The sequence below is a fragment of the Qipengyuania intermedia genome, assembly GCF_019711615.1.
Taxonomy (GTDB): Bacteria; Pseudomonadota; Alphaproteobacteria; order Sphingomonadales; family Sphingomonadaceae; genus Qipengyuania; species Qipengyuania intermedia.
In genome coordinates, this window is sequence record NZ_JAIGNS010000002.1 from 493,060 (window position 1) to 513,927 (window position 20,868).

The 20,868-nt window shown below is 63.3% G+C and carries 19 protein-coding genes; 14 read left to right on the top strand and 5 right to left on the bottom strand.

Features of this window, described 5'->3' with window-relative positions; genetic code table 11:
* The first annotated feature begins 33 nt into the window (after window positions 1-33).
* A complete protein-coding gene (locus tag K3179_RS08705) occupies window positions 34-210 on the top strand; it encodes a YegP family protein (protein WP_221564056.1) in 177 nt (58 codons plus the stop codon).
* A 3-nt stretch (window positions 211-213) separates the two neighbouring features.
* On the opposite strand, the gene rnhA is transcribed toward K3179_RS08705, so the two are convergent.
* The 3 genes from rnhA to ispH are packed head-to-tail and all read right to left on the bottom strand — an operon-like array spanning window position 214 to window position 2,635.
* Entirely contained in the window at window positions 214-660 is a 447-nt protein-coding gene (gene rnhA, locus K3179_RS08710) for a ribonuclease HI (protein ID WP_221564058.1), read from the bottom strand.
* Window positions 661-687: 27 nt separating this feature from the next.
* On the bottom strand, window positions 688-1,644 hold the full coding sequence (thrB, locus tag K3179_RS08715; RefSeq protein ID WP_221564060.1) for a homoserine kinase: 957 nt from the start codon (window positions 1,642-1,644) through the stop codon (window positions 688-690).
* 13 nt (window positions 1,645-1,657) lie between these two features.
* On the bottom strand, window positions 1,658-2,635 hold the full coding sequence (gene ispH / locus K3179_RS08720; protein WP_221564061.1) for a 4-hydroxy-3-methylbut-2-enyl diphosphate reductase: 978 nt from the start codon (window positions 2,633-2,635) through the stop codon (window positions 1,658-1,660).
* Between the two features lie 93 nt (window positions 2,636-2,728).
* On the opposite strand from ispH, the gene K3179_RS08725 reads away from it, so the two are divergent.
* From K3179_RS08725 to tatC, 9 genes are all read left to right on the top strand, one after another.
* Complete coding sequence (locus tag K3179_RS08725; protein ID WP_221565495.1) at window positions 2,729-3,382, top strand: hypothetical protein; 654 nt, start codon at window positions 2,729-2,731, stop codon at window positions 3,380-3,382.
* 84 nt (window positions 3,383-3,466) lie between these two features.
* A complete protein-coding gene (gene argS, locus K3179_RS08730) occupies window positions 3,467-5,206 on the top strand; it encodes an arginine--tRNA ligase (RefSeq protein WP_221564063.1) in 1,740 nt (579 codons plus the stop codon).
* A 2-nt stretch (window positions 5,207-5,208) separates the two neighbouring features.
* Complete coding sequence (locus K3179_RS08735; protein WP_221564074.1) at window positions 5,209-5,916, top strand: SPOR domain-containing protein; 708 nt, start codon at window positions 5,209-5,211, stop codon at window positions 5,914-5,916.
* Window positions 5,917-5,997: 81 nt separating this feature from the next.
* Window positions 5,998-7,017 carry a beta-N-acetylhexosaminidase gene (gene nagZ, locus K3179_RS08740; RefSeq protein WP_221564076.1) on the top strand — a complete coding sequence of 340 codons (1,020 nt, stop codon included), beginning with the start codon at window positions 5,998-6,000 and terminating at the stop codon, window positions 7,015-7,017.
* Window positions 7,014-7,814, top strand: a complete 801-nt coding sequence (locus K3179_RS08745) for a segregation and condensation protein A (protein WP_221564078.1) — start codon at window positions 7,014-7,016, stop codon at window positions 7,812-7,814. The genes nagZ and K3179_RS08745 overlap by 4 nt, the downstream gene beginning before the upstream one ends.
* A complete protein-coding gene (scpB, locus tag K3179_RS08750; protein ID WP_221564080.1) occupies window positions 7,811-8,401 on the top strand; it encodes an SMC-Scp complex subunit ScpB in 591 nt (196 codons plus the stop codon). Before K3179_RS08745 ends, scpB begins: the two co-directional genes overlap by 4 nt.
* A gap of 59 nt (window positions 8,402-8,460) precedes the next feature.
* Complete coding sequence (tatA, locus tag K3179_RS08755; RefSeq protein ID WP_100259471.1) at window positions 8,461-8,691, top strand: twin-arginine translocase TatA/TatE family subunit; 231 nt, start codon at window positions 8,461-8,463, stop codon at window positions 8,689-8,691.
* A gap of 24 nt (window positions 8,692-8,715) precedes the next feature.
* Window positions 8,716-9,174, top strand: coding sequence for a Sec-independent protein translocase protein TatB (gene tatB, locus K3179_RS08760; RefSeq protein ID WP_221564082.1), 459 nt, complete (start codon window positions 8,716-8,718; stop codon window positions 9,172-9,174).
* A gap of 1 nt (window position 9,175) precedes the next feature.
* Complete coding sequence (gene tatC, locus K3179_RS08765) at window positions 9,176-9,982, top strand: twin-arginine translocase subunit TatC (protein WP_221564084.1); 807 nt, start codon at window positions 9,176-9,178, stop codon at window positions 9,980-9,982.
* Here tatC and K3179_RS08770 read toward each other — a convergent pair.
* Window positions 9,967-11,616: an amidohydrolase gene (locus tag K3179_RS08770; protein ID WP_221564086.1), complete on the bottom strand. Its 1,650-nt coding sequence runs from the start codon at window positions 11,614-11,616 to the stop codon at window positions 9,967-9,969. The genes tatC and K3179_RS08770 overlap by 16 nt on opposite strands.
* 110 nt (window positions 11,617-11,726) lie before the next feature.
* Here K3179_RS08770 and K3179_RS08775 point away from each other — a divergent pair, with 110 nt between their 5' ends.
* The 4 genes from K3179_RS08775 to K3179_RS08790 all read left to right on the top strand — a co-directional run bounded on the left by K3179_RS08775 (window position 11,727) and on the right by K3179_RS08790 (window position 20,305).
* Window positions 11,727-12,980, top strand: a complete 1,254-nt coding sequence (locus K3179_RS08775) for a threonine ammonia-lyase (RefSeq protein ID WP_221564096.1) — start codon at window positions 11,727-11,729, stop codon at window positions 12,978-12,980.
* A 149-nt stretch (window positions 12,981-13,129) separates the two neighbouring features.
* A complete protein-coding gene (locus K3179_RS08780; protein WP_221564098.1) occupies window positions 13,130-13,972 on the top strand; it encodes an arginyltransferase in 843 nt (280 codons plus the stop codon).
* Entirely contained in the window at window positions 13,914-16,103 is a 2,190-nt protein-coding gene (locus K3179_RS08785) for an autotransporter assembly complex protein TamA (RefSeq protein ID WP_221564101.1), read from the top strand. The genes K3179_RS08780 and K3179_RS08785 overlap by 59 nt, the downstream gene beginning before the upstream one ends.
* Window positions 16,103-20,305: a translocation/assembly module TamB domain-containing protein gene (locus K3179_RS08790; RefSeq protein WP_221564113.1), complete on the top strand. Its 4,203-nt coding sequence runs from the start codon at window positions 16,103-16,105 to the stop codon at window positions 20,303-20,305. The genes K3179_RS08785 and K3179_RS08790 overlap by 1 nt, the downstream gene beginning before the upstream one ends.
* Here K3179_RS08790 and K3179_RS08795 read toward each other — a convergent pair.
* Window positions 20,299-20,862, bottom strand: coding sequence for a fasciclin domain-containing protein (locus K3179_RS08795; protein ID WP_221564115.1), 564 nt, complete (start codon window positions 20,860-20,862; stop codon window positions 20,299-20,301). The two genes, K3179_RS08790 and K3179_RS08795, sit on opposite strands and share 7 nt — an antisense overlap.
* Window positions 20,863-20,868 lie beyond the last annotated feature (6 nt).

Sequence of the window (20,868 nt, forward strand, 5' to 3'; positions counted from 1 at the left end):
GCCGAATCCAATCCGCAAAGGGAGAGAAGACCGATGGGACATCATTTCGAAATCTATAAGGACAAGGCCGGCGAATACCGCGTGCGGTTCAAGTACAATTCGGAAGTGATGTTCTCGACCGAAGGCTACAGCTCGAAGGAAAGCGCCAAAAACGCCATCGCTTCGATCCAGAAGAACGGCCCCGGCGCGGAAACCGTCGACAATTCCTGATATTCAGCCCTCGCCGACGAGCGCGCGATCCGCAGCCTGGTTGGCGAGGGCATCTACCCGCTCGTTTTCCGGGTGACCCGAATGGCCCTTCACCCAGTGCCATTCGATCTGGTGCCGGGCTACCGCCTCTATGAGGTCGTGCCATAGCTCCGCATTCTTGACGGGCTTCTTGCTGGCATTGATCCAGCCGCGCTTCTTCCAGCCGTGTACCCACTTGGTGATCCCGTCGATCACGTATTTGCTGTCGGTATAGATATCGACCTGGCACGGCTCGATCAGCGCCGACAGGCCGCGGATCACGGCGGTCATTTCCATGCGATTGTTGGTTGTTTCCGGATCGCTGCCGGACAATTCCTTCTCGTGCCGCCCCATGCGCAGCAGGGCCGCCCAGCCGCCGGGGCCGGGATTGCCCTTGCACGATCCATCGGTGAAGAGTTCGATCTGTTTCATCGGCGCGGCCCTAGCGTGCAAAGCGCCTCAGGCGAAGAGCGCGGTACCGTTTTCGGCGTAGAAATCCCACCGGCGCACGAAATCCATCGGATCCTTGCGGATAACCAGCGCGTCTGCAGGCGTTTCGATCCAGTCCTCCGCGCGGCTGGCGACGAAGCGCAGGCAGGCGGCCTGGGCGAGTAGCGCCATGGCCGCGCGCTCGTCATCGCCGAGTGGACGGACCGAGCAATACCCTTCGACCAGCGCGTGCCCGATCGCCGGATCGTAGTGGCGCCCTGAACCATCGAACGACCATGCAGCGTGGGTCACGGCAAGGTCGTACGCCATCGCGCCATGGCACGCGAAATAGAAGTCGATCATTCCCGATACCGCATCGCCCAGCATCAGGACGTTGTCCGGGAACAGGTCGGAATGGATGATCGAGGAGGGCAGGTCGTCCGGCCATGCAGCAACGACGTCGCGGCCCCTGTCGACCGTAGCGGGAAGGGCAGGGTCGATCCCGGCCAGCGCATCTCGATCAAGCGCTTCAAGCATGGCGAGTGTGCCCTGCGGCGCAAGGTCGTTTTCCCGCGAGAGAGCATAGTCCTGCGCAGCCACATGCAATTCCGCCAGCGCCTTTCCGACAGCCCGCGCCTGCGCTGCCGTCGGCTGGTTCGGGGAAACGCCGGGCAGGAATTCGATCAGCGCAACCGCCTTGCCGTCGATCGTGCGAAAGGCCGCACCCGACCGGTCGTGGATCGTCGCCGGGACCGGGCAGTTACGCTCCGCCAAGTGATCCAGCAGGCCGAGGAAGAAAGGCAGTTCGCCCGCATCGATCCGCCGTTCGTACATGGTGAGGATGTAGCGCCCGTCGGTCGTCTCGATCAGCCAGTTCGAATTCGAGACGCCTTCCGCGATGCCCTTGGCCGACACCAGTTCGCCCACATCGTAATGCGCGATCAGTTCCGCCAGGTCTTCGGCACCGAGATGGGTGTAAACGGCCAAGCTATCGGCCCGGTTAATCCATCAGCTGGCGGGGCAGCTTGAAGATCATGTTCTCTTCGGTGGTCGTGATGATTTCTTCGGTCACGACGCGCCAGTCTGAAAGCCGGTCCACCACTTCACGGACCAGTTTCTCCGGCGCCGATGCACCTGCGGTAAGGCCCAGCGTGCCGACGCCTTCCAGCCATTCGGGCTCGATCTCGGAAGCGCGCTGGATCAGGCGCGCATCGGTCCCCATGCGCTGCGCGACCTCGACGAGCCGCAGCGAATTGGACGAGTTGGGCGCACCGATGACCAGAACGAGGTCGCACCCGCCGGCGATATCCTTGACCGCGGCCTGCCTGTTGCTGGTGGCGTAACAGATATCCTCTGCCTTCGGTGCGACGATCTGCGGATATCTGGCCTCCAGAGCCTCCACGATCTCGCGCGTGTCGTCGACCGACAGGGTGGTCTGGGTGAGGAAAGACAGGTCGTCTTCCTGCGTGAAAGGCAGGTTGGCCACGTCTTCGACGGTTTCCACTAGCGTAATCTGGCCCTCCGGCACCTGGCCCATGGTCCCGATCACTTCGGGATGACCCTCGTGGCCGATGAAGAGGATGTGCTGGCCTTTTTCGATCTGCCGTTCCGCCTGGCGGTGAACCTTGCTGACCAACGGGCAGGTGGCATCGACGTACATCAAGTTGCGGCGCTCGGCCTCTGCCGGGACCGATTTCGGCACACCATGGGCGGAAAACACAACGGGCGCGTCGTCCGGCACTTCGTCCAGCTCTTCGACGAAAATCGCGCCTTTGGCCTTCAGACTGTCCACGACATAGCGATTATGGACGATCTCGTGACGCACGTAGACCGGCTCTCCGTATTTCTGGAGCGCGCGCTCCACGATTTCGATGGCACGGTCGACTCCGGCGCAGAAACCGCGCGGTGCGGCGATCAGCAATTGGAGCGGGAGACGCGGGTCGTTACCCGAAGCGGTGGATGGAAAGGGGGCGTTCATGCGCGTCCCTCTAGCGCTTTGCATCGCGCCAAGCTAGGGCACGCACGCCCCGGCAGGGTCATTGAATACGAACACATGAGGAATGCCGCCGACATGATGAACCGCTTTCGCCTCCTGACTGCTCTTGGAATGGGTCTCGCACTCGCCGGATGCAAGAGCGACGGGCAATTGGTCGTGGCCGGCAATGCGGTCGGCATTACGGCGGTCAGGACGGCATGTCCGGCAGTGGGCATTCCCGATTACACGGGCGACGTGACGACGTTCCGCAACGCCAATTCGCGCACGCTTGCCGATATGGACGTGACGGCGGCGATAACGAACCTCACCTCGACGTGTAACGAACAGGGCGAACAGGTCTATTCCGAAGCCAGCTTCGATGTCGTCGCCCGCCGCACCGATGTGCGTGGCGCCCGCACGGTCGAGCTGCCCTATTTCTCGACCGTCCTGCGCGGTGGCAGCGCCGTCATTTCCAAGCGTGTCGGCACGGTCACGCTGACCTTCGCGGACGGCCAGGAACGCGCCAGCGCGAGTGGCAAGGCGGCTGCCTTCGTCAATCGCGCGGAAGCGACGCTGCCGGCCGACATTCGCGAGCGCATTACGCGCAAGCGCCGTGCGGGCGATCCCGATGCGGCGCTCGACCCGCTGGCGGATCCCGAAGTGCGGGCCGCAGTCCAGCGCGCGACTTTCGAACTGCTGGTCGGCTTCCAGCTGACGCAGGAACAGTTGGGCTATAACGCCACCCGCTGATCGCCGCGTACAGGGGCGCGCGATCCGGGGGCGGCAACGCCCTCGCATCTTGCCATTTCGCCTGATTCGTTTAGGCGCGCCGACATGGCTGACATGCAGACACTCCACGCCTCGTTCGCGGCGAAAATCGACGCCGTTCTCAATGCGCTAGAGATGGAAGGGCACCTTCCCGCGGGCGCTAGCCGTGCAAACGTGACGGTCGAACCGCCGCGCGATCCCTCGCACGGCGATCTGTCGACCAATGCTGCCATGGTGCTGGCCAAGCAGGCCAAGACCAATCCGCGCGCGCTGGCGGAACTCATTGTCGAGCATCTCGGCCGCGAGCCCGACATTACCGAGGCGAGTATTGCCGGCCCGGGCTTCATCAATATGCGCCTTGCCGACACCGCGTGGCTGCGCGAGCTCGAAGCGATTGCAGCCCTCGGTCCGGATTACGGACGCTCGGCCATGGGCGGCGGGCGCACGGTCAATGTGGAATATGTCTCGGCCAATCCGACAGGACCCATGCACATGGGCCATTGCCGCGGCGCCGTTGTCGGCGATGCGCTGGCCGGATTGCTGGAATTTTCCGGTCACGGCGTCACGCGCGAATATTACGTCAACGATGCCGGCGGCCAGGTCGACACGCTCGCCCGCTCGGCGCACCTGCGTTATCGGGAGGCGCTGGGCGAAGACATCGGCGACATTCCGGAAGGCCTCTACCCCGGCGACTATCTGAAGCCGGTCGGCAAGGCACTGGCCGCCGAATTCGGCGATACATACGCCTCAGCTCCCGAAGCCGAGTGGTTGCAGCTTTTCAAGAAGAAGGCAGTCGCGGCGATGATGGACATGATCCGCGCCGACTTGGCGCTCCTGGGCATCAACCACGATATCTTCGCCTCCGAAGCCGAATTGCAGGCAGCGGGTAAACCCGAAGAGGCCGAGAAGTGGCTGCGCGAACACGGCTATGTCTATGACGGTGTGCTCGAAGCGCCTAAGGGCAAGGCACCGCCCGAAGACTGGGAGCCAGTGGAATTGCCGCTGTTCCGCTCGACCCAGTTCGGCGACGACCAGGATCGCCCGATCAAGAAGTCGGACGGTTCATGGACCTATTTCGGGGCCGATCTCGCATACCACTTCCAGAAGGCCGAGAAGGCCGATGCCCTGATCGACATCTGGGGTGCGGATCACGCCGGTACGGTGAAACGGATCAAGGCCGCCGTGGCCGCGCTCACGCAGGGTGCCGACCGCGATGTGCCCTTCGACGTCAAGCTGGTGCAGATGGTCAATCTGATGCGCGACGGCGAACCGGTGAAGATGTCCAAGCGCTCGGGCAATTTCATCACCATCGCCGACATGGTCGAGGAAGTCGGCAAGGACGTGGTGCGCTTCACCATGCTTACCCGGAAGCCCGAAGCGCAGATGGAATTCGACTTTGCCAAGGTGGTCGAAGCCTCCAAGGACAATCCCGTCTTTTACCTCCAATATGCGCACGCCCGTATCCGCTCGACCCTGCGCAAGGCGGGTGTCGAGCCGAGCGATGCCCATCTCGACCGGCTGGGCGAAGGTGAATTCGCGCTGGTCCGCGAAGCCGCGCAATTCCCACGTATCGTAGAGGCCGCGGCCCGCGCTCGCGAACCGCATCGTATCGCCTTCTTCCTCGGCGATCTTGCCGCCGCCTTCCACAGCTACTGGAATGCGGGTAACGACGATCCGGCAAAGCGGATTATCCAGGAAGGTGATGCCGAACTGACCGGGGCGCGCCTGTTCGTGGCAGCGCAGGTCGGACAGGTGATCCGCAATGGCCTCGGGATACTGGGGGTCGAAGCGGTCGAGGAGATGTGAGCATGGCGGGCGGGGAATACGGCCGGGACGAAGACTGGGAAGAGGGCGAGAACCTCGAACTGCTCGAAGACGACGAGCGGTTGCCCTGGCTCGAAGCCGATGACGAGGACGACGGTGACACCGGCTTTGCCACCTCGCGCATCGTGCTGCTCGGCGTGCTGGCGATCCTCTTGGTCGGCTCGTTCCTAGGCGGGGCGTGGTACTTCCTCGGCAGCCATGCGGACGAGCCGCCGGCCGATGGCAGCCTGATCGCCGCGCCGGACGAACCCTATAAGACCCGCCCGGAAAATCCCGGCGGCAAGACCTATGCCGGAACCGGCGATACCAGCTTCGCAGTCGGTGAAGGCCAGACACGCGAAGGCCGCCTGGCCGACAATCCAGCAACGTCTGCAAGCGGCCCCTCCATCGCGACTACGCTAAACGACGATGATGCTACGCCAACGGCTACTTCCTCTACATCTGCCGAGCCGGCCCTATCCGGCGTTGCGGTGCAGGTGGGCGCCTTTCCGACGCGCACCGACGCGCAGGATGCCTGGGCCAGGCTGATGCGGCAGACCGAAGCGCTCAACGGCGTACGCCACAGGATTGTAGAGGCGAAGGTCGATATCGGCACGGTCTACAGGCTGCAGGCAGTCGCAGGTGACCGCGCATCGGCCAATCGCCTGTGCAATGCACTGAAAACCGACGGATTGCCCTGTTTTGTGAAATAAGCCGCCCAAGCGGCGCTATTTCCACACTTCCTGCCTCCAAGTCGCTTGCCACTCGGCGGGAAGAAGCGCATTTTTACGCCTATGTTGCCCGCAATCTTCGGCATTTCCGGCCCCGAACTGACGGCCGACGAACGCGCCTTTTTCAAGGACGCCGATCCGGCAGGCTATATCCTGTTCGCCCGCAACTGCGAAAATCGCGAGCAAATGCGGGCACTTACAGATGATTTGCGCAGCATTCACGGGCGTGACCGACTGATCGTATCGATCGACCAGGAAGGCGGTCGGGTCGTGCGCATGAAGCCGCCGGAATGGCCGAAATACCCGGCGGGAGAGGCGTTTGCGCGCTTGTTCGAAATCGCTCCTGCCAGCGCGATCGAGGCGGCGCGGGTGAATGCCGAGGCGATGGCCCGCGAACTGGCGTTGGTCGGCGTAAGTGTCGATTATCACGCGCCTTTCGACGTACGCCGTCCCGAGACCGATGATGTGATCGGCGATCGTTCGCTGGGCAGCGACCCCATGCAGGTTGCCGCATTGGGGCGGGCCGTCCTCGACGGGATGAGCCATGCGGGTGTGGTCGGCTGCCTGAAGCACATGCCGGGTCACGGCCGCGCAACCGTGGACAGCCACAAGACGCTTCCGCGCGTGGAGGCGAGCGACGCGGAACTGGAAACGGACATCGAACCATTCCGTACGCTGGCCGCACACCCGCTGGGCATGAGCGCGCATATCGTCTTTACCGCCTGGGACGAGGAACGGCCCGCTACCTTGTCTCCCACCGTGATCGACGAGGTCATTCGCGGCCGCATCGGCTTCGACGGTCTCCTGCTGACCGACGATATCGACATGCAGGCGCTCGAGGGAAGCATTCCCGACCGCAGCGAGAAGGCCCTCGCTGCAGGGTGCGACATCGTCCTCAACTGCTGGGCGAAAATGGACGACCAAGTCGCCATTGCCGAGCGCCTCGGCGCCATGTCTGACGAAACCGCCAGCCGCCTGAACCGGGTCCACGCAATGATGGGCGAACCTGGTGAATGCGCCGATACGGAAGAACTCCTCGCCAAGCGCGACGCCCTGCTTGCCATTGCGGAGGCCGCTGCATGAGCGACGGCCTGCTGTTTTCCGAAACCGCCCCCGAACAGGAAGAATGGGACGGGATCGCAGCGGAAGCGCCGGTCGATGAAGGCGCGCTCTATCTCGAACTCGACGGGTGGGAGGGGCCACTAGACCTCCTTCTCGACCTTGCGCGCCGCCAGAAGGTCGACCTGCGGGAAATATCGATCCTCGCGCTGGTGGAGCAATATCTCGACTACATCGAGACGGCAGAGGCGCTGAAGCTGGAGCTTGCCGCCGACTATCTCGTGATGGCGGCCTGGCTGGCCTACCTGAAGTCGGCGATGCTGCTTCCCAAGGAAGAGCAGGAAGACCCGAGCCCCGAGGAACTGGCGCTGCGCCTGCAATTGCGGCTCCAACGCCTCGGCGCGATGCGCGATGCCGCTGCACGCCTGATGGGCGGCGACCGGATCGGCCGCGACGTGTTCCTTCGCGGCGCGCCCGAGGGTCTCGACATCGTCCGCAAGACCAAGTGGAAATGCGACCAGTTCGCCCTGATCGAGGCCTATGGCCGCGTCAAAGCGCGCACCGCACCCGCCGTCCACATGGTCCGCGAGCGACCGGTCATGACGCTCGATTCCGCGCTCGAGCGCGTGTCGAACATGCTCGGCGTGACGCTTGAATGGATGGAAATCCGCGACTTCCTGCCGCCACATGCAGAACCACGTTTGCGGCGTTCTGCGCTGGCGTCCAGCTTCGTCGCCGCGCTTGAACTGGCGCGATTGGGCAAGGCGGAGATCGCGCAGGAAGACACGTTCGGACCCTTGCGCCTGAGGCGGGTCACGTGACCGATCTGGAGCGCGCGATCGAGGCGGCATTGTTTGCTGCAGAAGAGCCGATGACGGTGGAGGCTCTTGCCGGGTTCCTCGGCGATGCGGCCAATTCCGATGTGCGCGACGGCCTGAAGTCGCTGGCCGATATGTATAGCGAGCGCGGCGTCCACCTGGTGGAGCGGGGCAAGCGCTGGCACTTCGAAACCGCTCCCGATCTCGCGCACCTGCTGCGCAAGGAAAAAGAACAGGTCCGCAGGCTCAGTCGTGCGGCTACCGAAGTGCTGGCGATCATCGCCTATCACGAACCGGTCAGCCGCGCGGAGATCGAATCGATCCGCGGCGTGCAGACTTCCGGCGGTACGCTGGATGTGCTGATGGAGGCGGGCTGGGTAAAGATCGCAGGCCGCCGCGAAGTACCCGGCAGGCCGACGATCTACTCCACCACCCCCGAATTCCTCGACCATTTCGGTCTTACCAGCCGCCGCGACCTGCCTGGAATCGCGGAATTGAAGGCGACCGGCCTGCTCGACCCGGTCGACGATGCCTTCGAAGCGCTGACCGACAGCGGGGATGATCGGGAAGAGGCGGAAGACGTTGCCTGACTGGCGTATCGCCCACGGAGCGCCTATATCCGTATCAACACTATTGAAAAGGTATTCTCATGTCGCTCGGCCCCTGGCAGCTTATCATCATCGCCATCGTCATCCTCGTCCTGTTTGGGCGCGGCCGGATTTCGGAGATGATGGGCGATTTCGGCAAAGGCATCAAAAGCTTCAAGCAGGGCATGAACGAAGAGGATGCGGCTCCTTCCAAGCGGATCGAGCACGAGGCGAAGCCCGCCGACGAAGGCCTCACCAAGGACCAGGTCAACACGCCCTCCGACACCAAGTAACCTCACGAGAAGGCGCACACGCGCATGTTCGATATCGGCGCCGCCGAACTGTTGTTGATCGTCGTGGTGGCGATCATCGTCATTGGCCCGAAGGAAATGCCGCGCGCGATGCGCACGGCCGGACGCTGGATCGGCAAGCTGCGCCGCATGTCCGCGCATTTCCGGTCGGGGATCGACGAGATGGTCCGCCAGGCCGAGATCGAGGACATGGAAAAGAAGTGGGCCGATCGTAACGCCGAAATCATGGCGAAATACCCGACCGGCTCCGAAGCGGCAGGGGGCGGCCCTGAAATCCATCCCGGTGCCGAGATGCAGCCGCTCGCCTCGGCGCAAGAAGTGCCCGACGCCGATGCCGCAGCGGAAGCTGCGATCAAGCGTGCGGCGCCGAAGAAAGCGCCCGAGCACGGTGGCCCAGACGACGCCGAGCCTGGCCTTCCACTGGGAGATCCGCCTCCGCCCCCGCCGGTAAGGGACGCCGACTGAGATGGCGTTCGAGATGAAGGATATCGACGAAAGCCAGGCACCGCTGCTCGATCACCTGGTGGAGCTGCGCTCGCGCCTCGTGAGATGCGTCGCGGCGCTGGTGGTGGCATTCGGCGTTTGCCTGTTCTTTGCCGACCAGATCCTCGGCTTCCTGATCCAGCCGCTCAAATCTGCTTTTCCTGAAGGGCAGGGGCAACTGATTTTCACCAAGCTCTACGAAGTGTTCTTCGTGGAGCTGAAGGTCGCCCTTTTCGCAGGTTTCTGCATCGCCTTCCCCTACATCGCGAACCAGCTTTGGGCCTTCGTCGCCCCCGGCCTTTACGCGCGCGAGAAAAAGGCATTCCTGCCATTCCTGCTGGCGACCCCGTTCCTGTTTCTGAGCGGCGCGGCCCTTGCCTATTACGTGGTCATGCCGACCGCGTTCGAGTGGTTCCTCGGCTTCGAAGGGGAAGCGGGCGGACTTGCCATCAACGCGCTGCCGGCGGCCAACGAATATCTCGGCCTCGTGATGCAGTTCATCCTCGCCTTCGGGATGAGCTTCCTGCTTCCCGTGCTTCTGCTCCTATTGCACCGCGCAGGGATCGTGACACGCGAACAGTTGGTGGGCGCGCGGCGGTACGTCATCGTGCTGGTCGTGGCGCTGGCGGCCATCATTACGCCGCCGGACCCGGGATCGCAGCTGCTGCTCGCGATCCCGTTAATCCTGCTTTACGAAGGTTCGCTCGTCCTGATGCGCCTGTTCGACAGGCGGGCAGCCAAGGCCGAGCCGGAGAAACCCGAAGCTTCGGCCGATCAATCGGCTTCGTAAACCTTTCGTCCATTGACCCAGGTCTCGAATACCTTAGTCGCGCGGATTTCTTCCGGAGTTGCCAGCAACGGGTCGTTGTCGACCAGGATGAAGTCGGCTCTCTCACCCGGCAAGAGGCGTCCGAAGCGCCCCTCTGCAAAGCCCGCGTAAGCCGCCTTCGAGGTAAAGCCTGCAAGCGCCTGTTCGCGGTTTACGCGTTCGCTCGGCAGCCATCCGCCGAAAGGCTCCCCATTCGCGTCCATGCGGGTAATGGCGACTGCATAACCGGCAAAAGCGTCGGCCGGTTCGACCGGCGCGTCCGACCCGAAGGCGAGCGTGCCGCCCAGATCGAGGATGGTATTCCAGGCATAGGCGCCGTCCAGCCGGTCCATGCCGAGCCGCGCTTCCGCCATCAGGCGGTCGGAAGTCTGGTGTAGCGGCTGCATCGAGGCGATGATGCCATTGTCGGCAAGCTTGGGCAGGTCTGCCGGATCAACGATCTGGGCATGCTCGACCCGCCAGCGCCGGTCGCCGTCGAAGCTTTCCGCAATCTCGTCGATCGCGTTGAGGAGTTCCGCGTTGGCCGCCGTGCCGATGGCATGGACGGCAGGCTGGAACCCGCCCTGTGCAGCGCGGACAAGGTTGTTGCGCAGCTGGGCAGGGGTCTGGAGCGGAAGGCCGTAGTTGCCCGGGTCGTCGGCATAGGGACGTTTGAGCCACGCCCCGCGGCTACCCAGCGCGCCGTCGAGATAGAGCTTCACGCCGTTCAGGCGAAGCTTGTCGTCGTACAGCCACTGCGATGGCCCCGGTCCGCCGATCAGCACCATCTGTTCCGGGCCGAAGGCATAGGACATGATGCGCAGATTGAGCGATCCGGCATCGCCGGCGCGGCGGAAGGATTGCCAGTCTTCGATGGTGGTGCCCATGTCGGCAACCGCAGTGATGCCGTAGCGATGGAAGACCTTCTGCGCCTCTGCCAGAGCAAGGTCGCGTTCCACCGCGCGCGGTGGGGGGACCGCCTTGTTCACGAGGTCCATGGCGAGATCGATGAAAACGCCCGAGGGCGTCTTCTTGTCGGCGAGCAGTTCTATCTTCCCGCCGCTCGGCGATTTGCTGGAAGCAGTGATGCCGGCCGCCTGCATCGCAAGCGAGTTGGCCCATCCGGCATGGCCATCGACCCGTTCGAGATAGACGGGACGGTCCGCAACTGCGCTGTCGAGTTCGGCTGCGGTCGGGAAGCGGCCGAGACCCCATTTCTCCTGGTTCCAGCCGCGCCCGAGAATCCAGGGCCGCGCTTCGTTTTCGGCGGCAAAGGTGCGGATCTTGTCCAGCGCTTCTTCGAGCGAATTGGTATCCGACAAATCCAGCGTCAGCGCGCCGAAGCCGACGCCCATGACGTGGGCATGCGCGTCGATCATGCCGGGCAGCATGACGCGGCCTTCTCCGTCTTCGCGGTAGTCCGTGCGCGGGCGGTCTTCACCGCGTTCGATGACTTGGGCAATGCGGCCATCGTCGTCGATCACCAGCGCTTCGAAGCGCTTCACCTTGCCCTCGGCGTCCATCGTGATGCCGGAGACGTTATCGATCAGAACGTCGGCGTGAGCGGGAACCGCGATGGTCGTAGCGAGCAATGCGGCGAGGTACTTGGTTTTCATCAGGTAATCCCAATCCGGAGAAATTCGTTGTCCGTCGATAAGGCAAAGCTTGGCACGGGCAAACCCTTTCGCCGATTGCGCGCTGCCTTGGTGGCACGTAGGCCTGCCGTATGACCCAGGCAAATCCCATGCCCGCCGGAGATAAGGCCACCGATCTCCTGACACTCGACGATGTGCGCGCAGCTGCCAAGCGCATCGATGGCGCGGTCGTACGGACCGAACTGATGCACTCCATCACCCTGTCGGAAATTACCGGCGCGGATATCTGGCTGAAGTTCGAAAACCACCAGTTCACCGCCGCCTACAAGGAACGCGGCGCGCTCAACGCCTTGCTTCACCTGACCGAGGAGCAACGCAATCGCGGGGTCATCGCCGCCTCTGCGGGCAACCATTCGCAAGGGCTTTCCTACCACGGCAGACGGCTCGGGGTGCCGGTGACCATCGTGATGCCGTCGACCACGCCGAGCGTGAAGGTCATGCAGACCGAGAGCGTTGGCGGGAATGTAGTCCTGTTCGGCGAGACTTTCGATGAGGCCTATGGCCATGCGCTCGAGCTGGAGAAGGAGCGCGGCCTCACCTTCGTCCATCCCTTCGACGATCCCAAGGTGGCTGCTGGGCAGGGTACAGTCGCGCTGGAAATGCTGGCGGCAAAGGACGATTTCGATTGCCTCGTCGTGCCGATCGGCGGCGGCGGATTGATGAGCGGCATGGCGACCGTCGCAAAGGCGCTGCGCCCTGAGATCGAGATGATCGGCGTGCAGGCCCAGCTCTATCCCTCGATGTACTCGGCGGTCACCGGAGACGAGCTCCCCTGCGGCGGCGACACGCTGGCCGAAGGGATTGCGGTGAAGAAGCCCGGCGATTTTACCCGGCAGATCATCGCCGAGCTGGTGGACGACGTGCTGCTGGTCGGCGAACCCGCGCTGGAGCGATCCGTGTCGCTCCTGCTCCAGATCGAAAAGACGGTTGTGGAAGGTGCAGGCGCAGCAGGTTTGGCAGCGGTGCTGTCGAACCCGGAGAAGTTCGCGGGCAAGAAAGTCGGCCTGGTCCTGTGTGGCGGCAACATCGACACGCGACTGCTCGCCAACGTCCTGATCCGAGACCTTGCGCGAAGCGGGCGCCTCGCACGCTTGCGCGTGACGCTGCAGGATAGGCCGGGCGCGCTCTACAAGGTGATGCGCGAATTCAACGACCACAACGTCAACATCATCGAAATCTACCACCAGCGGATTTTCACGACCCTGCCGGCCAAGGGACTCGTAACCGAAATCGAGTGCGAAGCGCGCGATCAGAGCCAGATCGACGGCCTGATCAAGACGCTGGAGGCCAAAGGCTATTCGGTCGAAATGGCGGAGCTGGAATAGATTCGGCTCGCAAGCGGCGGAATCCCAAGGCTTTTCCGCCGCAGCTTCCTTTTTCATGGTTAAGACACTTTTAACCGGGCCTTCGATCCTGCATAAAGAATGCGTTAAACATAAATAATCGCACGCAATTCGAAGGATGCCTTTCACTCGTGACGGCCCCGATCCGCTTCCCCCGCTTTTTCGTGACGAGCCCTGCGCCGTGCCCCTATTTGCCGGGCAAGAGCGAACGCAAGGTCTTTACCGAATTGCGCGGCGAAAGCGCTGACGAGCTTAACGAAGCGCTCGGCCGCATCGGTTTCAGGCGGAGCCAGACCGTCGCCTATCGGCCTTCGTGCCTCGATTGCCAGGCCTGCGTGTCCGTTCGCGTCGTTGCGAACGAGTTCAAGGCGTCTTCCAGCCAGAAGCGCACGCTCAAGGTGAACGACGACCTCGTGGTGAGCGAATGCCGTCCCTGGGCGACCGACGAACAGTACGAATTGCTGCGCAAATATCTCGCCCATCGCCACCCGGGAGGGGGCATGGCGGAGATGGACGAATCCGACTTTGCAGATATGGTGGAACATACGCCCGTATCCAGCTATGTGGTTGAATATAGGGAGCCGGGAGTTGGGTCGGAGCCAGGTCGTCTGGTCGGTGCCTGCCTCACGGACATTCAGGGTGACGGGCTGTCGATGATCTACAGCTTCTACGACCCTGAGATCGAGGATCGCGCGGGACTTGGGAACTTCATCATCCTGGACCACATCCGCCGCGCCGGCGCGCATGGCGTCCCCTATGTCTATCTCGGATATTGGGTCGAAGGCTCCGACCGGATGCAATACAAGGTTCGCTACCGGCCGCTCGAACGACTTACCCGCGGCGGGTGGGAGCGCATGCCCGAAACCGAACAGAAGCGCCTTATCGCCGCCGCCACCAGACCGCGCGAACAGCGCGATGCTGAACCCCTTCCTGCCAAGGACGGAAGCCAGCGCGAATACAAGCTCGCAGACTAAGGGCTTCAGCCTGATCCTGAGAACCTGCACCGCGGCACTGGCTCTGATCAGCTATCCTGTGCTCGCGCAGGATGCGCAGGCGCCCGAGCGCCTGGAAGACCTCATTCCCGACAGCGCGCTCGAAGATCCAGAAGCCTGGGCGCAGCAGGGTGTCGATGTGCCTGAAGACGAGGGCGCCGAGACCGCACCCGATCCCAGCACACCGATCGCGGACCCAATCGGCATCGAAGTGGCCTGGCCCAACGAGCTTGAGATCGATGGCTTCGAATCATTGGAGCCTGAAGAAGAGATCGAGTTTGCCGATCTCGACACCGGCGCGCCCGTCATCGCTTTCGACGATGCGGAAATCGAGAAGCTCGCCGACAATCTGGTGCTCGGCTTCCCGCAGGCCGAGCCACCTTTTTCCGAGCGTGGTGACTTCGTCGCGCGGTACGAAGCGCTGTCCACGATCGAGGAACTGGATGACGCGGACGCGAACGTCGCGCAGCTGGCGGCGCGCGCCCGTGAAGACGAAGAATTGCTCGGCAATCTCCTGCGGGTCTACGGCTATTACGACGGCGAGATCATTCGTTCGATAGGTACGGTCGCGCCGGGGGATGAAGTATCGCTGGAACGGCCGGCGGTGCGGTTCGACATCATTCCGGGCACACGTTTCCGTTACGGCGCGATCGACCTCGGCAATCTGGGCAGCGCGCCCGATTACGCGCTGCTGCGTGAGACGTTCGATATTGAGCCCGGCGACTACCTGCAAAGCGACAAGATCCTGCAGGAACAGTTCAACCTCGACCGTGCGCTCGGCGAGAACGGCTATGCCTTTGCCGAGATCGACGAGCCGGAATTGCTGATCGATCACGACCGCCAGGAAGGCGATCTTACACTACCGGTCGAACCGGGCGGCAAGTATGTCTTCGGTGACGTCGTAAGCAGCGATCCAAGCTTCCTCTCGGGTCGGCACATTGCCTCCATCGCGCGCTTCGAGCCTGGCGACACCTACCAGCGCAGCCTGTCCCTCGACCTTAGGCGCGCAGTAACAGCGACCGGCCTCGTGTCGGCAGTCTCCGTCACACCTCGCGAAGTCCAGGCGCCCCAAGGCGATGAGCCGGGTGTCGTTGCGATGGACGTCGAGATGACCCGGGCCAAGCTGCGGACCATCGCCGGGGCGATCGGCTATGGCTCGGAAGAAGGCTTCCGCGTCCAGGCGAGCTGGGAACACCGGAACCTGTTTCCACCGGAGGGCTCGCTGCGTGTTCGCGGGATCGCGGGCACACAGGAGCAGCTGGCTGGCATCACCTTCCGCAAGAACAATTTCGGCGGCCGGGACAAGGTTCTCACCCTCGATGCCTACGCTTCGAGTGTCGACAATGTCGCTTACGAGGCCCGTACGGTTGCTATAACGGGGACTTACGAGCGTTCATCGACGCTGCTGTTCCAGAAACCGCTGGCCTGGGCACTCGGCGCGGAAATTCTGGCCACCGACGAACGCAACCGCGTCATTTCGGGCATCCCGCGCCCCAGGCAGACCTATTTCATCGCGGCAGTCTTCGGGCGCGCGACGATCGATACGACGGATTCCCTACTCAATCCGACCGAAGGCTTTCGCCTGACCGGATACCTGGCGCCCGAAACCTCGCGAACTGCGGGGCAGCAGTACTATTACCTTCGCAACCAGGCGGATGCCTCCTATTACCAGCAGGTCGGTAGCGATACGGTTCTCGCCGGACGTGTGCGCTTCGCCAGCATTCCCGGCGCTCCCCTATTCGCCATTGCGCCCTCGCGCCGGCTTTATGCCGGTGGCGGCGGATCGGTGCGAGGATATGGCTACCAAGCCGTCGGCCCGCGCAACGATCTTGGCGAACCGGTTGGCGGTCGCAGCCTCGTTGAGGCCTCTGTGGAAGCCCGGGTCGGGACCGGATTTTTCGACGGTGCCCTGTCTGTGGTCCCCTTCTTCGATGTCGGTTCGGTATCCATCGAATCCACCCCCAATTTCCGGTTTATAAAATACGGCGCGGGGGTCGGCGTCCGCTATGAATCCGGCTTCGGGCCGCTGCGTCTCGATGTCGGTGTACCGCTCAATCCCGAACCAGACGATGCACCGGTCGCGGTTTACGTCTCACTGGGCCAGGCTTTCTGATGTCGGAGGTGGACACCCAGGCCGAAGCCAGCCCGCCGAAGCGCCGGTCGCGCCTTGGGCGTGCGGGCAAGTGGTTGCTTGGCGTTCTCGCCGCAGTCGTATTCCTGATCGCAGGTGCCCTGATCATCCTGAACACGCCGATTGGCGAGCGTTTCCTCGCCGACAGGATTGCCCGGCAGACTTTTCCGAACGGTCTCAACATCTCCATCGGCCGGATCGACGGCAATATCTACGGCGATGCGGTTCTTCACGACGTTCGCCTGTCTGATCCGCAAGGCGTATTCCTTACCATTCCCCGGGCGGAAGTGGACTGGAACCCGCGTGGTTGGCTCAACAACAGGCTCGAGATCGACAGCTTTATCGCCAGGCGCGCGACCCTGTCACGTGTGCCCGAGTTTCTTCCCAGCGAAGAGGAAGGTCCAATCCTCCCCGGTTTCGACATCTCGATCGACGAACTGGAGATAGACAATCTTACGCTGGCTCCCGGTATTGCCGGAGACGAGGCGCAACGCGTCGACCTGACGGCTCAAGTGCAGGTGGAGGATCGCCGTCTTTACGTCGACGGCGATGCGCGCCTCGGGCAGGACGACAGGCTCGCCGTGCTTCTGCATGCGGAACCGGACGGGGATGATTTCGATATCGAAGCCGATATCTCGGCGTCGGCGGACGGCGCTGTCGCATCCCTGCTCGGCCTTTCGAATCCGTACGAGGTGCGGGTACGCGGAGACGGCACCTGGTCGGCCTGGAACGGCTATCTCTACGCGCGGAGCGAGGGCGAGCGCGTGGCAGCGCTCAAGCTGTCGAACCGCGAAGGCACCTTCGGCCTGCTCGGCAAGATCGACCCTTCCGATTTTCTCGAAGGGCTCCCCGCCGATGCACTTGGCGATGACGTTGCCCTGCGCTCGCGCATGAAGATCGACAACCGCACATTCGAGGGGCGCACTGTCCTGTCGGGACGGGGCATCTTCCTCGATGGCGATGGACTTGTCGACCTCGCCGAGAACCGGGTGAGCGACTACGACGTTTCCCTTCGCCTGCGCGATCCCGAACTTTTCGGAGAGAGCCTGAGGCTTGAAAACACGACTGCCATGGCAACGCTCGATGGCGCTTTCACCGACCTCGATATCGCCCACGACCTGCGCGTCGGCGCGCTGGTCTCGGGCGACACTCGGCTTACCGGTCTTGCACAGCAGGGCACGGCAAGGTTCGACGGCACAACTTGGACGCTCCCCCTGTCGGTCAGTGTGGACCGGGTCTCTACCGGGAACGCCCTTGTCGACCCGCGCCTGGTGAACGGCGACCTCAGGGGCCGCATCCAATTGGCAGGCGACAGCCTGGTCGGCGACGACTTGCGCGTCGCGTTCCAGGGCCTTGCCGCCAATCTTGCGCTGAGGGGCGATCTCGCGGCCGGGAGGTACCAGATTCGCGGTCCTGTGCGCGCCGATGGTCTCGCGCTCGACAATGTGGGCAGGGCTGGCGGCACTGCCATGATCGATTTCGATCTCCTGCCTTCGGGATGGCGTCTCGGCGCCGATCTGGACGCTCGCATTGCGCCCGTGACCAACGACACGCTGGCAAATCTTGCCGGCAGAACCATTCGCGTGCGCGGCGGCATCGCGACAGGCAGCGCGGCCGCGCTGGATTTCACGACCATGCGGGTCGATGCCGAGAAACTGCGCATGGTGCTCGACGGGTCGGTGGCGGAAGGAACCACCCGCCTCGCCGGTTCGGGTACACATACGGATTACGGCGACTTCACAATCCAGGCGAGCATCGCCGACGACGGGCCGACAGCAGAACTCGTGTTCGCGCGCCCGGTCACGGGCCTGGAAGACGTGCGGGTTGCGATCGCTCCGACGGAGAACGGCTTTGCCATCGACACGCAGGGTGGTTCGGTCCTTGGACCTTTCGACGGGACGCTTGCCTTGTTTGCGCCTGCTGACGGCCCCACCCGTATCGACGTCGAGCGGCTGACGCTGTCGGACACTTCGGTCGAAGGCAGTCTGACCCTGGTAGATGGAGGCGCGGATGGTGTTCTCAACCTTTCGGGGGGCGGGCTTTCCGGAACGATCGGCCTCGCTCCGCGCGGAGAGCAGCAGTTCGTCGATCTCGATGTCACGGCCCGCAATGCAAGTTTCGGCGGCGATACCCCGATTACTATCGCTCGCGCGGACATTGATGCCGAGGGCCTGATCGGCGCCGGAACGACTAATTTCAGCGGCACGGCGAATGCGCAAGGCGTGCAATACGGTAATATCTTCATCGCCAGATTGGCGGCGCAGGGCGAGGTGGAGAATGGCATCGGCAGCGTCGATGCGCGTATCACCGGCCAGCGCGGAGTGCGCTTTGCGCTCGACCTCAATGCGCGTTTCCGCCCTGAGCGGATCGCGATCGCCGCCCAGGGCGAATTTGCCGGTCGCTCGATCAGCATGCCCCGGCGCGCTGTCTTGACGGCCCAGGAGGGTGGCGGCTGGATCCTCTCCCCGACGCAGCTTTCCTATGGTGACGGCGGAGCGATCGCCTCGGGCCGCTTCGGTGGAGGCGATCTGTCGCTCGACCTCAAGCTGTCGCGCATGCCGCTCTCGCTCGCCGATGTGGCTGTTTCCGATCTCGGTCTCGGAGGTACGATCTCGGGCACCGTCGAGTATACCAATGCCGCGGGTGCTTTGCCGACAGGCCTCGCCCGGGTGAAGGTCGACAATCTCACCCGCTCGGGCTTGGTCCTCTCGTCCAAGCCCATGGACCTGGCGCTTGTCGCGAGATTGCAAGCGGACAGTTTTCAGGCGCGGGCGACGCTTGCCAACGAGGATATACGGCGCGGAAGAGTTCAGGTGCTGATTACCGGCCTCCCGGCACAGGGCGACATCACGCAGCGATTGAGAGCAGGACGGCTCGATGGCCAGCTGCGCTTCGAAGGTGCTGCCGAAAGCCTCTGGAGGCTTGCTGCAATCGACGCCTTCGACCTTACCGGCCCGGTCTCCATCGCGGCCAATGCGACCGGATCGCTGGCATCTCCGCGTGTCAGAGGCACTGTTTCGAGCGACGATTTGCGTGTGCGCAGCTCTCTCTCCGGTACCGATATTCGCGATGTGACTATGCGCGGCTCGTTCGCCGGCTCACGCCTGCGCCTGACCAGCTTCGCCGGATCCACCGCAAACGGCGGGCGGGTATCGGGAAGCGGGGTCGTGGACCTCGAAGGGCTGGGCGAACGCGTCGAAGGACGCTTCGTGGAAATCCGCGGTCCCACGCTCGATCTGAGAGCGGCTGCCGCCAATGCGCAGTTGCTCGACGCTAATGGCTTGTCGGCGACCATCACCGGCCCGCTTCGGATCGTTTCGAACGGTCTTGGCGGTACGATTGCTGGGCGTGTTCGCGTCGACCGTGCAAGCTGGAGGCTGGGCACGGCGAGCGACGATTTAAGGCTGCCACGGATCAGCACGCGTGAAATCAACCTTCCGGCCGACCGTCGTCGCACCGTGGCCGCGAGCAGGCCGTGGCGCTACCTCATCGACGCAAAGGCCGACAGCCGCATCGATGTCGACGGCATGGGCCTCGACAGCGAATGGAGTGCCGACATCATATTGCGGGGTACCACCGACGATCCGCGTATCGGGGGCACGGCAGAGGTGGTCCGCGGAGATTACACCTTTGCGGGAACGCGCTTCGAATTGACGCGCGGCGAAATCGACTTCGACGAAAGTGTCCCGGTCGATCCGCGGCTGGACATTCGCGCCGAGACCGAGGCCAACGGGGTGAACGTCATCGTGACGATTGCCGGAAGCGCCACCCAGCCGGAAATTACGTTCAACTCCGACCCCTCCCTTCCGGAAGAAGAAATCCTAGCGCGGCTGCTGTTCGGCGGCTCGATCACAACTCTGTCGGCGACAGATGCCCTGCAGCTGGGTGCGGCAGTGGCGAGCCTGCGTGGCGGCGGCGGGATGGACCCGATCAACCAGCTACGCTCCGCTATCGGCCTCGACCGCCTGCGCATCGTCGGCGCCGATGCGGCCCTTGGGCGCGGTACCGGCGTTGCGCTAGGCAAGAACATCGGACGCCGCTTCTACGTCGAGATCATCACCGATGGACGCGGATACAGTGCCACGGAACTCGAATTCCGTGTCACCAGCTGGCTTTCTTTGCTTGCGAGTGTTTCGACAGTCGGACGTGAAAGCGTCGTTGCCGAAGTCAGCCGCGATTACTGAGGCGTCAACACGGTGTCGATCGGAATGATCACGCCGTTCGTGGCCGCTTCCGCGTTGCCCACGAATGTAGCGCTCGTGCCGTCTTCGCGGGCCACTGTAACCGTCTCGCCTTCGCTGCTGAAGACCACGTCGCTACCGCCCATGGTGGTGACGGTAACCTCGCCGCCCTGGCTTTCGATTGCCGCCAGAATGTCTTCGGGCCGCAAATATCCGGGAAGCATGTGATCGCGCAGCACGCCCACCAGCAGGGGGCGCTGATCCTCGGTGAGGAGTTGCGCACCCGCTTCGCCCAGCGCCTCGAAAGCCGCGTCATTGGGGGCAAGTAGTGTATAGCTGCCAACGCCGTCGAACACGCCCATGAGGTCGGAACTGACGAACGCCTCGTTCATGGTCGAAAGATCGGCGGTGCCACCCAGGGTTGCGGCCATGGTCTGGTTGTCGTTGGAATGGGTAACGCCCGCCTCGCCGGTATTTTCTGCAGTCTCGCCGCAGGCCGGGAGGAGTACGAGTCCGCCGAGGGCGAGCGCGAGCGCGAAGCGCTTTGATGTCTTCGTCATTTTCTG

Bases quoted from the DNA above. Each gene is read 5' to 3' on its own strand.
- K3179_RS08775 (WP_221564096.1), top strand. From the start codon at position 11,727: ATGACCCAGGCAAATCCCATGCCCGCCGGAGATAAGGCCACCGATCTC.
- tatA (WP_100259471.1), top strand. From the start codon at position 8,461: ATGTCGCTCGGCCCCTGGCAGCTTATCATCATCGCCATCGTCATCCTC.
- K3179_RS08795 (WP_221564115.1), bottom strand. From the start codon at position 20,862: ATGACGAAGACATCAAAGCGCTTCGCGCTCGCGCTCGCCCTCGGCGGA.
- K3179_RS08785 (WP_221564101.1), top strand. From the start codon at position 13,914: ATGCTGAACCCCTTCCTGCCAAGGACGGAAGCCAGCGCGAATACAAGC.
- K3179_RS08745 (WP_221564078.1), top strand. From the start codon at position 7,014: ATGAGCGACGGCCTGCTGTTTTCCGAAACCGCCCCCGAACAGGAAGAA.
- K3179_RS08725 (WP_221565495.1), top strand. From the start codon at position 2,729: ATGATGAACCGCTTTCGCCTCCTGACTGCTCTTGGAATGGGTCTCGCA.
- K3179_RS08705 (WP_221564056.1), top strand. From the start codon at position 34: ATGGGACATCATTTCGAAATCTATAAGGACAAGGCCGGCGAATACCGC.
- tatC (WP_221564084.1), top strand. From the start codon at position 9,176: ATGGCGTTCGAGATGAAGGATATCGACGAAAGCCAGGCACCGCTGCTC.
- K3179_RS08790 (WP_221564113.1), top strand. From the start codon at position 16,103: ATGTCGGAGGTGGACACCCAGGCCGAAGCCAGCCCGCCGAAGCGCCGG.
- rnhA (WP_221564058.1), bottom strand. From the start codon at position 660: ATGAAACAGATCGAACTCTTCACCGATGGATCGTGCAAGGGCAATCCC.
- K3179_RS08770 (WP_221564086.1), bottom strand. From the start codon at position 11,616: ATGAAAACCAAGTACCTCGCCGCATTGCTCGCTACGACCATCGCGGTT.
- argS (WP_221564063.1), top strand. From the start codon at position 3,467: ATGGCTGACATGCAGACACTCCACGCCTCGTTCGCGGCGAAAATCGAC.
- tatB (WP_221564082.1), top strand. From the start codon at position 8,716: ATGTTCGATATCGGCGCCGCCGAACTGTTGTTGATCGTCGTGGTGGCG.
- K3179_RS08735 (WP_221564074.1), top strand. From the start codon at position 5,209: ATGGCGGGCGGGGAATACGGCCGGGACGAAGACTGGGAAGAGGGCGAG.
- nagZ (WP_221564076.1), top strand. From the start codon at position 5,998: ATGTTGCCCGCAATCTTCGGCATTTCCGGCCCCGAACTGACGGCCGAC.
- ispH (WP_221564061.1), bottom strand. From the start codon at position 2,635: ATGAACGCCCCCTTTCCATCCACCGCTTCGGGTAACGACCCGCGTCTC.